Raw genomic sequence first — 14,148 nt, 5'->3', positions numbered from 1 at the left:
ATTTCCTTTTAGCTAGATTTAGCATTGAGGAAATCATGGTTAATTTTGTCGTGAAATAAACTAATTCTTTTCAATACGTTGCGCAGATTTTGTTGCTCTAGCTCGGTTAAATCTGCTAAGGCCAGCACATCATTTACTTTACGCAAATCTGTGTATTCCACGATTTGGTTCATAAAGCGCAGCTGCCAAATATGGTCGAAAATGTAGACCATTTCGCGAAAGCTCATGGCGTCGATTTCTTGTTTGGCGGCTAGCTGCTTAAGTCTTGTCATGGTGTTCGCTTCGCGAATATCGTGCTTAAGTGCGTAAATTCGGCAAAAAATTTCCATTGGGCGTAAACAGGCTTTTAGATTAACTGACTCTACGCCGTCGATATTCTCGGTTTTGATTTGTTTAAAGCTAGTGAGCGGCACTTTGTAAGACAGGCAGTTTTTGGCGTAGGTGGCTAGAAACTGCGGCTGGTTTTGCACCGTTGTTTGAATATGCTGTTGGATACTATCGACCAGCTGTTTTTTTCCATAAGTCGCGCGTATATCAAAAAATACATTTAGCTCTAATATCGAATCAGGCTTGGCGTGATTAATCCAAGCACTAAAGTTGGCAGTCCACTCATCTAGGCTTAGGCACCATTGGTGGTTGGTGGCCATAATCAAACCATCGCAATAGGGGTAACCTGCTTGATTGAGTAGGCCACAAACCCGCTCGGCCAGATGTAAAAAGTAGCGTCTGGTTTGTTTAAGTTTGCTCGGATCTTTGGGCGTCTCAAATACAATGGCATTGTCTTGGTCAGAGAACAGCGTCATATCGTGACGAGCATTGCTGCCAAAGGAAATAAAGGAAAAGGGGACTGGCGGCTTTCCTAGTTCTTGAATGCTTAGCTCTATAAATCGGCAAATGGCCGCATCGTAGGCACTACCAATGGCGCGGCGAAGATTATCAGGGCGAGAGCCTGCATCAATCATTTCGCGTATTAAATCTGGCAGTTGGTTAAGTGTTTCTACCACGCCACCTTGGCTATCGCTAAGCGCAATATCTTCGACCACGCGACTGTTTAGCACTTGGTAATCGCTGACTTGCTTTACCAGGCCATAGGCGCCGCCATAAATCTTTCGGGTTATTGGGCGGAATGAAATCACATGACCATGCTTTTCAGAAAAGAATATCTTTGACGAGCTAACAATTATATCTAGTTGTTTGCCGCTTTTGGTGCTTAAGCAAGCTTCAAACTCCGCAGGCTCGGCGCTGTGTTTGAATAGCCCATCTAAATGCTGCAATAAAGGGGTGTTTTTGGCGTTGGCGGGAAATAGCTGCTGCCAAATATTAGCGCTTTGAAGCTCGGAGTCGCTGTAACCCAGCATGCGATGTAGTCGGTTGTTTGAGTAAAGAATATCGCCGTTGGCTTCTAGAATGTAACCTTCGTTGGATGATTCAACCAAGGCGCGGTAACGATCTTTAGCCTCGTGCAGGGCGACTTCGGCGCGCTTTTTCCGGTTCTCGATGGTTCGGCTTTGACCAATGATATAGCTCATTATGGCGCTAAGCCCAAGGGTAATGATGAAAAAGGTGGTAAACAGCGTTTGTTCTAGTTTATCGATTTCTTTTTGCACATCGTCAAAATAGACACCGGTTCCCACTATCCATTGCCACTCTTCCACTGCTTGCACGTAGCTAAGTTTGGGCGCTGTTTTGTTGGCATCATCCTTCCATTGCCAGAGGTATTCTAAATAGCCTTCATGGTTGGCTTTAACCAGCTTGGTGAACTCAACAAAAATGTGTTTGCCACTTTTGTTTTCATTGTCTGAGTAATGAGTGAGATCTTGGCCTTTTAAGTCTTTACGGTAGGGGTGCATGATCATTCGTGGATGCATGTCGGTGATGAAGAAGTAATCTTTGTTTTCATCACCATAGCGCATTGCTTTTAGCTCATTGGCCGCTTTCGCCTGTGCTTGGCTTAGGCTTAGTTCTCCGCTTTGTTCTCGCGCTACGTAACTGTCGACTATGCTAATGGCCGAGGAAGTGAGCTCTTTTATCATTTGCTGTTTTTGACCCATCATCGAGTCTTCTACCAGTGGGATAATCACTAAAGCAACCGCGCTTACAAATAATATAATGGCCAAAATAGTGGGCAGTACAATGCGAAAAGCAAAGCTGCCTATAAAACCTTGCTGATTAGCGTTGTTATCACGCAGGCCATCAAAATATTCCGCCAGCTCTTTGGCATCTAATACCGCATTGAGTTCTTCATTGTGGGTGGCATCATGATATTTGGCGGTAAAAGTACCATTTTCAAAATCAGCACGAGAAGGCAGGTAGCCGTCGTAATCATCTTTAATATGGGTTTCGACAACGTTCTTAATTTGTTGGCGAGAGTATTTACCATCGAACTCTTGATAGGCTTCTTGAAGTGCTTCTTTGCAGTGTCTAAACCGGCGATGGTCGTAAGGGTCGTATTGGTCTAGCTTGCCTTCTCGTAGGTAGTGATCAAATCCGTCGTGGTCGAAAAAGCCGTCAATCCATTTATGGATGTCTTCTGCTCGAATGCCAAATAGCTGTTCTGTGCGCTGCGCGTGCTCGGAAATTTTCATCGTAATCAGTTGCTTGAACTAAGTTCAGCATAACAATTAGTAGATAATTAGCATATCGATGAAAGGGTAAAATAAAAAGCAGTTAACTTGCATGAATAGTAATCTAAATCAAAAAGTCATCAAACTTTATTGTCTTATACTAAGACAAATTTTCCAGTACCAGTTACTAAGGGTGCCTATGGTACCCTTTTTTCAGCCTGCGGGAAAATATGTGGCTTTAGCTCCCAGCTTTTAGGCACCTGCTTACTAGGTGTTCTGTAGCGTCTGGGATGTCGTCTCGTGTTAGCCGAAGGTTAACATACAGAGCATAAATGGAAGTTAATGCGCAATGGCCCCCGCAATTACATAGGAAGTAAAAACATGTCTAGTAAGAACAAGACATTCTATAGAGATATGCGCCGAAAAGCGCAGGAATTCGACAACCGTGAAGAGTTTTTGAACCACGATCTCAAAATTATGAGTTTTCGTCGTTGGGGGATCCATTTACCACTTCGAGATTACAGCATTGAAATTGAAGATTGGGTACCAGCGCTAGCCGCCACCATTGGTAAAGTTGTAATGGTAACCGCAATGGTTGCCGCGTTTGCCGCGCAATTTGGTTTATCGCCAGAGTTTGTTGCCGAAAACGTACGTTACGAGCTGCTTATTGCAGGCGCGTTATTTGTGATTTTGTTCTCTGCTATTTTAAACCCTAATGCTAACTTGGCCGGTACTCATGGGCCAATGATCCCTCTAATTCCCTTGATTGCTGCTGCAGGAGGACACCCGCTCGCGCTGGGTTTAATGGTGTGTGTATTTGGTTTGATTTTAGCTTATACCAAGGGGGGCTCAAAGTTAATGACGCTAACCGGGGTAGGGGTAAGAGGGGGCTTGCTGATTTACCTGGGGGCTGTGGGTTTAATTGGCCAAATTAACAAAACAGAAGCCTGGGCATCTGCTGGTGACCAAGGTTACATATCGTTTGCGGTGATTGGTGTTACTGTTTTAGTGTATGCCTATTTAGCAAAAGTAGGTAAACGTTGGTTAGCTATTCCGCTTTGTTCAGCCTTAGCCGGCATTGTTGCCTATGTATGTGGAGCAGATTTTGCCTTTACCACCGCACCTGGTTTACCACATTTCAGTCCGTTTTATTGGTGGGGTGAAGATACTGGTTGGCAATTAGGTTGGCCGAATCTTCAGCACTTCATTGCGGTTATTCCTTTTGCATTGCTTGCGGTAGCTATGTGGTCTCCAGATTATTTAGGGCACCGTGTATTCCAAGAACTTAACTACCCTAAAGAAGCCAAAGGCGTGTTAATGGATGTGGATGACACTATGGTGGGTGCATCTGTGCGTCAAGGTGTTGGTGCATTACTTGGTGGCGGTAACTTGGCCTCATCGTGGGGAACTTACATGATCCCTGCTGCAATTGCTAAGCGGCCAATTCCGGGTGGCGCTTTGCTAACCGGTATCTTATGTGTATTGGCATCGGTACTTGGCTATCCAATGGACTTAGCCATGTGGGAGCCAGTGCTGCGTGTTGCTTTAATTGTAGGGGTGTTCTTACCTTTGCTTGAAGCTGGCATGCAAATGATTCACAAGCACAAAGATTCTTTAAGTGCTGGTATTTGTATTTTTGCCTGTGCCTTTGTTAATCCGGTATTTGGTTGGGCTACTACCATGTTGCTCGATAACATGGGTTTGATTGGCGATCACGAGCGTGCTAAAGAACTATCGGCTAAAGATAAGTACCTTATTCCAGGTATAGCGTTTGTTATATGTGTAGGCTCATTGGCAATGGTGGGACAACTGCCGGGTATACCAGCTTTAATTGGTAATTAAACGAGATAAAACCTATCTTGTTTAGCAATAAGGCAGCCTGTTTGGCTGCCTTTTAATTTTCTCCATAAACAGTACTACTTGAGTACCTTGACCACATTTATTCAGCTATTTCCTTTTATTTTCTGACTAAAGTAGTTTGCTTTAAATGCCGATGAGTACTAATTACAGTTGTTTTTGCTGATGTTTTTTGGTGTCGAATTTCTTTACACTTCAATCCTTGGCTAGAATCTCTCGCTGTAATGACCATATTTATGATGAATAGCGCTTTCACAAAAATATCATAAAAACATCATTTATTGAGTGGTATTTTGCGGTTGGTTAAATTTTCGACGTAATATTCTGTAGAAAAATTTCATCATTTTAAATGCTGGTGTTTTTTACTTGCTTAATGACAAATACCAGAACTTTTAGAAATAGCTGATGTACAGACATATAGCGCTTCGCCTAGCTGCTACCGCCACAAATCATCATATAAACTTAGGCTTGAAGCGCTTTGATAAAGATTTGTTTTGTCGATATTGCTTACACTTTGTGTGATCTGTGTCACTTTGTTATTTTGAGGAACTGAAAATAAAATCTTTATAAAACATAGTCTTAATTATTTTATAAGTCTTTATATAGATTTGGCTTAGTACTTGCGAAGAATTTAGTGCGATAAAGGAATACCTTTTAATAACAGCAAAGGATCTGAGCAATGAAAGCACTACTATTAACCTTAACGACATTGTTTATGGCTATGTCGGCAAATGCAACGGTAATGTTAACTAGCGACAACCCAGCGCAAGCACCGGGAGTGGAAACTTATTTAGGTGATTTTCCAACACCTTTTAGTGATCCAACTGCTTTTCCTAACATTCCTGTTGCTCAAAGCGTGTTTGACGCAAGTACTGATATTCGAGCGGCATTTATGCTTGATCTAGGTATGTTAGATGAAACAACCGATGAAGGTACAGGCGGCTACTTAAATGGCCTATTAGATCTAGAGTTTTACTGGTTTAATGGCGCTAATTTAGTGTGGCAAAACTATAACCCTTACACTTGGGATCAAATTGAAGCTTGGCAGCCTAGCTTTGATGTTCTTGCTGTATGGAGTGATAGCAGTTTGTTTGACAACGGCCTAGTAGACAGTGGCGCTTGGACAGTGTTTGCTGCGGTCGAAGGAAGTGTAATTGGTGGTAAGCAATTTTCAGTTCCGGAACCAGCAAGTTATGCTTTAGTGCTATTTGGTTTACTTGCCATTGTGGGCAGAAGAATGCGCGGTTCATTATTCGCTAAATAAACTATAGCGGCTTACAAGGTCATTGAATTTTCATTTAATTGATCTTGTTAATAGCTGTTTTTGTATGTAGTTTATATTTTGTTCGACGTTGTAACAGAAGGGGCCAATTATGGTTTATGTAAAACGGACTTTGACAGCAGCTTTGTTGCTTTCTAGTACCTATGCCGCAGCGGCCGATGCACCAGCAGCACCAGCGCTGTCTCCAAACGATTTGTTTGCAGCGATTAGTGCTGGAACGCCTATTACTACAGCTAATTTGTTAGTTAGCGCTGGTTTGCCAGCATTTGTACCCAGTTTACCGGGTAATGGTGGTGGTCCGGGTGGTGGTGGTTTAACGGCTTCGCCAAATTAGTTGAATCAGTATTTAAAAAGAGAGCCTTAAGGCTCTCTTTTTTATAGTTTATTTCACTTCTTCGCCTTTGGCTTGTAAGTCTGCGTGGTAGCTTGATCGAACCAGTGGCCCACAAGCTGCGTGAGTAAAGCCCATGGCCTCTGCTTTTTCTTTTAGCTCATCAAACTCTTCTGGCGGTACGTAACGCGCTACCGGTAGGTGATGACGGCTAGGTTGCAAGTATTGGCCAAGCGTTAGCATGGTTACCCCGTGTTCGCGTAAATCACGCATAACCTGCAGGATCTCTTCATTGGTTTCGCCTAGCCCCATCATTAAGCCTGATTTGGTAGGCACATTGGGGTGTAGCTCTTTGAAACGCTTTAGCAGCGTTAATGACCATTGGTAATCTGAACCTGGGCGAACTTGCTTGTATAAACCTGGAGCTGTTTCTAAGTTATGGTTAAAAACATCTGGTGGGTTTTTGTCTAAGATTTCTAAAGCACGATCCATACGGCCTTTAAAATCAGGTACCAAGGTTTCTATTTGAATATGTGGGCTGCGTTGGCGAATCTCACTTACACACTCAGCAAAGTGGGCGGCACCGCCATCACGTAAGTCGTCGCGGTCTACCGAGGTAATTACCACATATTTTAGCTTCATGTCGGCAATGGTGGCGGCTAACTTGGCGGGTTCTTCGGCATCTAGTGCTAAGGGTTTGCCGTGGCCAACATCGCAAAATGGGCAACGACGAGTACAAATGTCACCCATAATCATAAAGGTAGCAGTACCGTGGTTAAAACACTCTGCCAAGTTAGGGCAAGATGCTTCTTCACATACCGAGTGCAAATTATGCTTGCGCATAGCACTTTTAATTTCATTGATTCGAGTGCTATCAGAAGGAAGTTTAATACGCATCCAATCGGGCTTACGTAACATGGTTTCCTTTTCCGAGGGTATTACCTTCACTGGAATAAATGCCATTTTGTCGGCATCGCGAAGTTTTACTCCGGGCTCCATACGCACTTTTTTTGCACTCATAGTGTGGGTAGTCCTTGTTGATGTTCTGTACTGCTATAAGCCAGCTGCTTCACCAACACCTTACTAAGGTATTCGGCAACCTGACTAATGTTTGGGTTAGCAACATAGTTGCTAATTTGTGCCATTTCTAAACCGACATAACCACAGGGGTTAATTTGCAAAAACGGACTTAGGTCCATGTCTACGTTTAATGCTAAACCATGGAAAGAGCAGCCTTTACGAATCCGTAAACCTAAAGAGGCTATTTTCCTTTGGTCTACATACACACCGGGGGCGTCTTTTTTGGCAAAGGCCTCAATCTTATAATGACTAAGAGTTTCGATGATACTTTGTTCGATAATGGTGACTAAGTCGCGTACACCAAGTTTACGGCGACGCAGGTTGAGCAAGGGGTAAGCCACTAGTTGGCCAGGACCATGGTAAGTGACCTGGCCGCCTCTATCTGCTTGCACCACCGGGATGTCGCTACTGGCTAGCAGGTGTTCAGCTTTACCCGCCTGACCTTGAGTAAACACTGGCTGGTGCTCTACCAGCCACAATTCGTCATCCTGCTCAGCGCTGCGTTGATCGGTAAAATCACGCATAGCTTGCAAGATGTTTGAATACTCTTGAAGGCCTAGTTGGCGAATGATTAAGCGGTTTTGCTCAGGCATTATAGTACGTGGCGTACGTCTTCAATGGCACCAATTTGGGTGTAAAGGCTCTCAATGTGTTGTTTGCTGGTAACTTTAACTACCAAGGTAATTGATTTGTAATTGCCTTTACTACTTGGACGCGTTTTAGGGCTGTAATCACCCGGCGCTAAACCTTGAATAACACTTAATACTTCATCTTCTAAAGTGTTGTTGTTTACGCCCATGATTTTAAAAGTAAAATCACATGGAAACTCTAAATATTCATCAAATTTAGTTTGCATTTCTGACCTAAGAATACTGATTTAAGCCGCGATTTTTGGTCGAGCTAGAAATAAAAAACGCGTTATTCTAACGCGTTTTTGTGAGCTTTGCCTAAAATTTCCGCCAATTGGCTTAGAGTTTATGCATTGGTCTTATTGCTTAACTAAATAAAGACGCAAAGAATAACTTAATGTAATCCAGTAAACGTTTGAAGATCCCGCCTTGTTCTACTTCTTGCAGAACAACTAATGGGTACTCTGCGACATCTTCTTCACCAATTTGGAAGTAAACAGAGCCTACGGTTTGGCCTTGGCTTAATGGTGCTTTTAGCTCTTCTTTTAGCTCAAAGCTTGCTTGAAGCTGGCTTGCTTGGCCGCGTGGTAGGGTAAGGGCGATATCTTGGTTAACACCTAAAGATACCGTGTCTTGGTCGGCCATCCATACCGTTTGTTCTACAAAGCTGTCGCCAGCTTTATATGGTTTAACGGTTTCGAAAAATCTAAAGCCCCAGTTAAGTAGCTTTTTACTCTCGGCTGCACGGGCTTTAGCAGAGTTAGTTCCCATAACTACTGCTACAAGACGCATGTCCTGATTAGTAGCAGAAGAAACTAAGCTATAACCGGCCTTGCTAGTATGGCCAGTTTTCATGCCATCTACATTTAGGCTTTTATCCCATAACAGTGTGTTGCGGTTGTGCTGAGTAATACCGTTAAAAGTGAATGATTTCTCTTTGTAAATGGCGTACTCGTCTGGCACATCGCGAATCATTGCTGTAGCCAAAATTGCCATATCTTTAGCCGTTGTATATTGCTCGGTGCTGTCTAGACCATGGCTGTTAGCGAAGTGAGTATTTACCATGCCTAAGTGGCCAGCCCAAGAATTCATTAAGCTGGTGAATGAGTCTTCGCTGCCGGCAATATGTTCTGCCATGGCTACACAGGCGTCGTTGCCTGATTGGATAATGATGCCGCGATTTAAGTCAGCAACTTTGACTTGCTTGCCTACTTCGATAAACATTTTTGAAGAATCTGGGAAGTTCTTAGACCAAGCTTTTTCGCTAATGGTTACCAAGCCATTTGGGTCAAGCTTGCCCGATTTGATTTCTTTACCAATGATGTAGCTGGTCATGATTTTGGTTAAGCTGGCAGGGGCTAGGCTGTCTTCTTCATTTTCGGCAGCGAGCACCCGGCCTGAATCAAAATCTACTAAGTAGTAGGCCTTTGCTGCAACAATAGGAGCATTAGGGATAACTTGAGGAGCAGCATAAGCTACGCTCATGCTACTTGTAATCAGAAGCGCAGAGGCGCAGCTAACACGCTGAAATACATTTTTTATCATGGTTGGCTCTTTGGCTTGTTAGTCAATAAACTCGGACGGCAAACACTATAACAAAACTTTTCGGCTGTTTGTTAGTATCCTGCTCTAAATCCACTAGTTTGCTTTTAGATTAATGATATAAGCGTCTTTATAGGGACCATTACGCATGTTTGCTAAGTACTTTTCAGCGCTTAATACATCGTAATAGGGGCCTAATCGCAGTTTCTGCCAGCCATTCTCGGTAACCAATTGAGTGCTTAAGCCTTCAGCTTGTAACTGTTGCTGGTGTTGCTCTAATACTTGCTGATTTTTACTGGCAAGTAGTTGAACATAGTATTGCTGAGCACCCGGCTGAGGCTTTGTGGCGGTATTATCGTTATCAAAACGCAACAGCTTAATTTTTACTGTGGCAGTGCCAGATTTCAGCATATCGAGCTTGTAAGCTGCAGCATAGGATAAATCGATGATGCGCTTTTGGTGAAAAGGACCTCGGTCGTTAACTCGCACAATAACGGTTTTGTTATTGCTTAAGTTGGTAACTTCTACATAGCTAGGCAGTGGCAAGTTTTTGTGGGCAGCCGACATACTATACATGTCGTAAATCTCACCGTTGGACGTGAGGTGACCATGAAACTTTTTGCCGTACCAGGACGCTTCCCCTTCCACTTCGTGCTGTTCTATATCACGCCATACTTGGTAGTTTTTTCCTTGCACGGTGTAGTCACGATTGCCTTGGCGGCTGTAGGGTTCAAAACGGGGGATGGGGTTTTCAATATGATCTAGCTCTGGAGCTGAATCAGGTGCCTTGTCATTACTCATCCCATAGCGCTGATCGCTTGGTGAAGAGCTACAAGCACTAAGTAGTGCTGCTAAGGCAACACTGCTTAAGTAAACGGTGATAAGGCGTCTAAATTTATTTGGCATTGGTTTGCGTCTGGGCCTTTCGTAGTTGCTCACTAAATTGATACACGGCCATGGCATAAAGCGGGCTGCGGTTATAGCGAGTTATCACATAGAAGTTATGTTCGGCTAACCAATAACTGTGGCCATCAGCTTCTTCCAGCTCAAGCAGTTTAACGGGGGGGTTATTTGTTAAGCTCGCTTCAGTTTTAATTCCCGCTTGAGACAGCTCTTGCCAAGTATTGTTAATTTCTAACTTGTTGCTTAACCATGGTTTAGCTTGTGTAGTGTTTGACTCTGCGGCATGTACGACGGGTTTGCCTAATTGCCAACGATGTTTGGCAAAGTAGTTAGCAACGCTGCCGATGGCATCAACTGGGTTGTTTAGCATGTCTACTTTGCCATCGTTATCAAAATCTACGCCGTAATGAATATAGCTAGAAGGGATAAATTGACCAAAGCCCATTGCGCCAGCGTACGAACCTTTAACTTCGTCTAAGGCCCAGCCTTGTTGTTCTGCTAAACGAATGTAATACGCAAACTCTTTGCTAAAAAACTGGCCGCGTTTAGGGTAATGGAAACCTAAGGTATACAAAGCATCAATGACTGGGTAAGTCCCTTTGTGTCGCCCGTAGTAGGTTTCAACGCCAATAATGGCAACTATTATTTGTGCCGGAACCTTAAACTCTTTTTCAGCGCGCTCTATGGTTTCTTGGTGCTCTTGCCAAAAGGCTAAGCCAGCTGCTAAACGTTCTTCGGTAAGGAATAAATCGCGGTAAAGGTGCCAAGGTTTGGCTTCCCATGGGCGAGTAATTGCATCGATTACCGCCTGTTGATAGGTGGCTTGCTCGGCGGCTTTTTCTAAGCTCTCGAGCGGAATATCAAGTTCTTGGCTTAATGCTTCAATACGTTGCTGCTGTTCGGTGTTGGCCAAGGCAGAAAATGACCAGATTTGAGACAGAGCAAGTAATAAGCAACAACATAAGCGCATAGCAATCCTTATTGGGCATAAAGCCGTTTGTGAGTATGAACAGACATCAGAATGCCAAAACCTGCCATCAGTGTCACTATCGATGTGCCGCCATAGCTCACTAAAGGAAGCGGAACACCTACCACGGGTAGTAAACCGCTCACCATGCCAATGTTTACAAAGATATAAACGAAGAAGGTTAAAATAATGCAACCAGCCAACAAGCGGCCAAAGGCTGTTTGTGCTTGAGTGGCAATAAACAAGCCGCGCCCAATGATGTAGAAATACAAACACATCAACAGCACTACGCCTAAAAAGCCAAACTCTTCGGCAAATACTGCAAAAATAAAGTCGGTATGTCGCTCTGGTAAAAAGTCTAATTGAGATTGGGTGCCTTGCAGCCAGCCTTTACCTGAAAAACCACCCGAGCCAATGGCAATTTTAGATTGAATAATGTGGTATCCCGCGCCTAGGGGGTCACTTTCTGGATTAAGTAAAGTGAGTACTCGCTGGCGCTGATAGTCGCGCATTAAGAAGAACCATAGCAAAGGGATAAAGGCGGCAATGGCAGCACCAGCAGCGCCCACTAATCGCCAGCTCATTCCGGCTAAGAACAAGGCAAAAATCCCTGAGGCGGCAACCAGTAAAGATGTCCCTAAATCGGGCTGCTTAGCGATAAGCAAGGTTGGCGCAATTGCAATGGTGGCACCAATCAGCAAGTGTTTGAAGCTCGGTGGGAGAGGGTGTTGGCTAATATAACGCGCAACCATGAGTGGCACCGCGAGCTTCATAATTTCAGACGGTTGGAAACGAATAAAACCGAGATCTAACCAGCGCTGGGCACCTTTACCCACATCGCCCACTATCAGCACCGCCAATAGCATCAACAAACCGGAGAAATAGAAGAAGGGCGCCCAGCGCAAATACACGTCGGGGGGCACTTGCGCTAGTACAAACATCACCACGGTCGCTAAGGCAATCCGCACTAGTTGGCGATTTAGCATCGCCATGCTCTCGCCGCTGGCGCTGTATAAAACAAACATGCCCAAGCCCATTAATAACACTAAACCAAGCAATAAAGGCCAATCTAGGTGCAGTCGCCACCACAAAGAGTTTTTCTGCTCTTGGCTATAGTTGCCCATGCTTAAAAGGTTTCCTTGGTTTCAAAATAACTATCGAATAGTTCACGAATAACTGGCGCTGCATTGGAGCTACCACCACCGGCATTTTCTACCACCACTGAGGCAACAATCTCGGGTTTTTCGAAGGGTGCATAAGCGACAAACATCGCATTATCGCGGTGTTGTTCTTTAAGGCTTTCTGCATCGTATTCCGCATCTTCGGCGATGCCAACAACTTGTGCGGTACCTGATTTACCAGCGGCGACATAAGTGGTGTCTTCAAAAGCTTTGCGGGCAGTACCGTTACTTTTGTTGATTACGCCATACATGCCATCTAAAGCAACCTGCCAGTTCTTATCATTGTTTAAGGCAATAGGCGCTTGAACTTGCGGTGGTAAGCCAATGTGTGAGTTGGCATCACCCACGCTTTTTAAAATGCGCGGGGTAATAATTTTACCTTTGTTTACCAAAATGTTGGTGGCTTGAGCCAGCTGTATAGGCGTAGTGGTCCAATAGCCTTGGCCAATACCAACAGAAATGGTATCGCCTTGCCACCAAGGTTGGCGGTAACGAGCACGTTTCCATTCGCGGCTTGGCATATTGGCTCGGCTCTCTTCATGAATATCAATGCCAGTGTATTTACCAAAACCAAACTTACTCATGTAAGCATGCATTTCGTCTATGCCAGTTTCATAAGCCAACTTATAAAAGTAAGTGTCAACACTTTGTTCAATCGCTTTATAAACATCAACCCAACCATGTCCCCAGCGTTTCCAGTCGCGGAAGCGGCGTTTGGTATTCGGGATTTGGAACCAACCAGGATCCCACATACGTTGTTCTGCAGTTATTTTACCTAGCTCTAAGCCCATTACTGCTAACTGTGGTTTAACCGTAGAAGCTGGAGGATAAACACCCTTAGTGGCTCGATTAATCAGTGGGCGATCGCTAGAGTTCAGCAGCTTGTTATAATTTTTGCTGCTAATCCCGTTAACAAACAGGTTAGGGTCATAGCTTGGGCTAGATACCATGGCTAATACACCACTGGTTTTTGCATCGAGAACAACTGCTGAACCACGGCGTCCGGCCAGTAATCTTTGAGCTTCTAATTGCAAGCGAATATCTATATTGAGGTAGAGATCCTTGCCAGGTATGGGCGGAACAATTTTCATGGTGCGAATAATTCGGCCGCGGTTATTCACTTCAACCTCTTGGTAACCCACACTGCCGTGCAAAATTTCTTCGTAGTAACGCTCAATACCTTGCTTGCCTATCGTGCGAGTGGCTTCATATTCGGCCTGCTTGTTTTCTTTCTCTAGCCGTTCTTTGTCTTTGGCATTAATTCTCGCTACATAGCCTAGTAAGTGGGTAAGGCTGTCGCCATAGGGGTAGAAGCGAATTAGGCTGGCATCAATGCTAGCGCCATGAAATTTGTGCTGTTGTACGCTAAACATGGCCACTTGTTGTTCGGTAAGTTGTGACTTAAGCACTACCGGTTTAAAGCGACGGGTGTGTTTGCGGTTTTGCTGGAATCGCTCAACATCGTTTTCGCTAAGGTCTAACAATTCACTGAGATCGGCGATCATCTGCTCGAGGTCGTCTACATTCTCTGGGATGATCTCTAAACTAAAGTTGGGGCGGTTTTCTGCCAGTAATACCCCATTCCTATCGTAAACTAAGCCGCGGGGAGGAGCGATAGGCAAAACTTTAATGCGGTTGTCGTTAGAGCGAGTAGTGTAGGTTTCGTGCTGTTCAAATTGCAGATAATAAAGGTTACCCAGCAATACACAAATAAGCGCGAAGGTACCTAAAATAGCCACCAAGGAACGACGGTTAAATAACCGTGATTCAGCCGAGTGGTCTCGCATTGCGACGCGCTGTCTTGCCATACTT

Annotated in this window: 12 protein-coding genes; 3 read left to right on the top strand and 9 right to left on the bottom strand. The window is 44.3% G+C overall.

Going from position 1 to position 14,148, the window contains the following annotated elements; translation table 11 throughout:
* Positions 1 to 8 precede the first annotated feature (8 nt).
* Positions 9 to 2,585 carry a DUF294 nucleotidyltransferase-like domain-containing protein gene (locus tag K5L93_RS03420; RefSeq protein ID WP_220718476.1) on the bottom strand — a complete coding sequence of 859 codons (2,577 nt, stop codon included), beginning with the start codon at positions 2,583 to 2,585 and terminating at the stop codon, positions 9 to 11.
* 360 nt (positions 2,586 to 2,945) lie between these two features.
* Here K5L93_RS03420 and K5L93_RS03415 point away from each other — a divergent pair, with 360 nt between their 5' ends.
* The 3 genes from K5L93_RS03415 to K5L93_RS03405 all read left to right on the top strand — a co-directional run bounded on the left by K5L93_RS03415 (position 2,946) and on the right by K5L93_RS03405 (position 6,037).
* Positions 2,946 to 4,406, top strand: a complete 1,461-nt coding sequence (locus K5L93_RS03415; RefSeq protein ID WP_152781546.1) for a DUF3360 family protein — start codon at positions 2,946 to 2,948, stop codon at positions 4,404 to 4,406.
* A 694-nt stretch (positions 4,407 to 5,100) separates the two neighbouring features.
* Positions 5,101 to 5,685, top strand: coding sequence for a PEP-CTERM sorting domain-containing protein (locus K5L93_RS03410; RefSeq protein ID WP_220718475.1), 585 nt, complete (start codon positions 5,101 to 5,103; stop codon positions 5,683 to 5,685).
* A gap of 109 nt (positions 5,686 to 5,794) precedes the next feature.
* Positions 5,795 to 6,037: a hypothetical protein gene (locus tag K5L93_RS03405; protein WP_220718474.1), complete on the top strand. Its 243-nt coding sequence runs from the start codon at positions 5,795 to 5,797 to the stop codon at positions 6,035 to 6,037.
* Positions 6,038 to 6,085: 48 nt separating this feature from the next.
* Here the strand turns inward: K5L93_RS03405 and lipA are convergent, their stop codons facing one another.
* The 8 genes from lipA to mrdA form a co-directional block, all read right to left on the bottom strand.
* On the bottom strand, positions 6,086 to 7,054 hold the full coding sequence (gene lipA / locus K5L93_RS03400) for a lipoyl synthase (protein ID WP_016402207.1): 969 nt from the start codon (positions 7,052 to 7,054) through the stop codon (positions 6,086 to 6,088).
* The gene (gene lipB / locus K5L93_RS03395) at positions 7,051 to 7,707 is read right to left on the bottom strand and encodes a lipoyl(octanoyl) transferase LipB (RefSeq protein WP_220718473.1); all 657 of its coding nucleotides are present in this window, start codon (positions 7,705 to 7,707) and stop codon (positions 7,051 to 7,053) included. The genes lipA and lipB overlap by 4 nt, the downstream gene beginning before the upstream one ends.
* Complete coding sequence (gene ybeD, locus K5L93_RS03390) at positions 7,707 to 7,985, bottom strand: DUF493 family protein YbeD (RefSeq protein ID WP_040307275.1); 279 nt, start codon at positions 7,983 to 7,985, stop codon at positions 7,707 to 7,709. The genes lipB and ybeD overlap by 1 nt, the downstream gene beginning before the upstream one ends.
* A gap of 124 nt (positions 7,986 to 8,109) precedes the next feature.
* Complete coding sequence (locus K5L93_RS03385) at positions 8,110 to 9,288, bottom strand: serine hydrolase (RefSeq protein ID WP_220718472.1); 1,179 nt, start codon at positions 9,286 to 9,288, stop codon at positions 8,110 to 8,112.
* Between the two features lie 93 nt (positions 9,289 to 9,381).
* Positions 9,382 to 10,191 carry a septal ring lytic transglycosylase RlpA family protein gene (locus tag K5L93_RS03380; RefSeq protein WP_220718471.1) on the bottom strand — a complete coding sequence of 270 codons (810 nt, stop codon included), beginning with the start codon at positions 10,189 to 10,191 and terminating at the stop codon, positions 9,382 to 9,384.
* On the bottom strand, positions 10,181 to 11,158 hold the full coding sequence (gene mltB, locus K5L93_RS03375) for a lytic murein transglycosylase B (RefSeq protein WP_220718470.1): 978 nt from the start codon (positions 11,156 to 11,158) through the stop codon (positions 10,181 to 10,183). The genes K5L93_RS03380 and mltB overlap by 11 nt, the downstream gene beginning before the upstream one ends.
* A gap of 8 nt (positions 11,159 to 11,166) precedes the next feature.
* Positions 11,167 to 12,279 (bottom strand): rod shape-determining protein RodA, encoded by a 1,113-nt coding sequence (gene rodA, locus K5L93_RS03370; RefSeq protein WP_220718469.1) that lies wholly within the window; start codon positions 12,277 to 12,279, stop codon positions 11,167 to 11,169.
* A gap of 2 nt (positions 12,280 to 12,281) precedes the next feature.
* Positions 12,282 to 14,144, bottom strand: a complete 1,863-nt coding sequence (mrdA, locus tag K5L93_RS03365; RefSeq protein WP_220718468.1) for a penicillin-binding protein 2 — start codon at positions 14,142 to 14,144, stop codon at positions 12,282 to 12,284.
* Positions 14,145 to 14,148: the final 4 nt, after the last annotated feature.

The sequence above is a fragment of the Agarivorans litoreus genome, assembly GCF_019649015.1.
Classification (GTDB): Bacteria; Pseudomonadota; Gammaproteobacteria; order Enterobacterales; family Celerinatantimonadaceae; genus Agarivorans; species Agarivorans litoreus.
The sequence above is the reverse complement of the archived record's forward strand: the minus strand, read 5'-3'. Positions and strand labels throughout refer to the sequence as shown.

Bases quoted from the DNA above. Each gene is read 5' to 3' on its own strand.
- K5L93_RS03420 (WP_220718476.1), bottom strand. From the start codon at position 2,585: ATGAAAATTTCCGAGCACGCGCAGCGCACAGAACAGCTATTTGGCATT.
- K5L93_RS03415 (WP_152781546.1), top strand. From the start codon at position 2,946: ATGTCTAGTAAGAACAAGACATTCTATAGAGATATGCGCCGAAAAGCG.
- K5L93_RS03410 (WP_220718475.1), top strand. From the start codon at position 5,101: ATGAAAGCACTACTATTAACCTTAACGACATTGTTTATGGCTATGTCG.
- K5L93_RS03405 (WP_220718474.1), top strand. From the start codon at position 5,795: ATGGTTTATGTAAAACGGACTTTGACAGCAGCTTTGTTGCTTTCTAGT.
- lipA (WP_016402207.1), bottom strand. From the start codon at position 7,054: ATGAGTGCAAAAAAAGTGCGTATGGAGCCCGGAGTAAAACTTCGCGAT.
- lipB (WP_220718473.1), bottom strand. From the start codon at position 7,707: ATGCCTGAGCAAAACCGCTTAATCATTCGCCAACTAGGCCTTCAAGAG.
- K5L93_RS03385 (WP_220718472.1), bottom strand. From the start codon at position 9,288: ATGATAAAAAATGTATTTCAGCGTGTTAGCTGCGCCTCTGCGCTTCTG.
- K5L93_RS03380 (WP_220718471.1), bottom strand. From the start codon at position 10,191: ATGCCAAATAAATTTAGACGCCTTATCACCGTTTACTTAAGCAGTGTT.
- mltB (WP_220718470.1), bottom strand. From the start codon at position 11,158: ATGCGCTTATGTTGTTGCTTATTACTTGCTCTGTCTCAAATCTGGTCA.
- rodA (WP_220718469.1), bottom strand. From the start codon at position 12,279: ATGGGCAACTATAGCCAAGAGCAGAAAAACTCTTTGTGGTGGCGACTG.
- mrdA (WP_220718468.1), bottom strand. From the start codon at position 14,144: ATGGCAAGACAGCGCGTCGCAATGCGAGACCACTCGGCTGAATCACGG.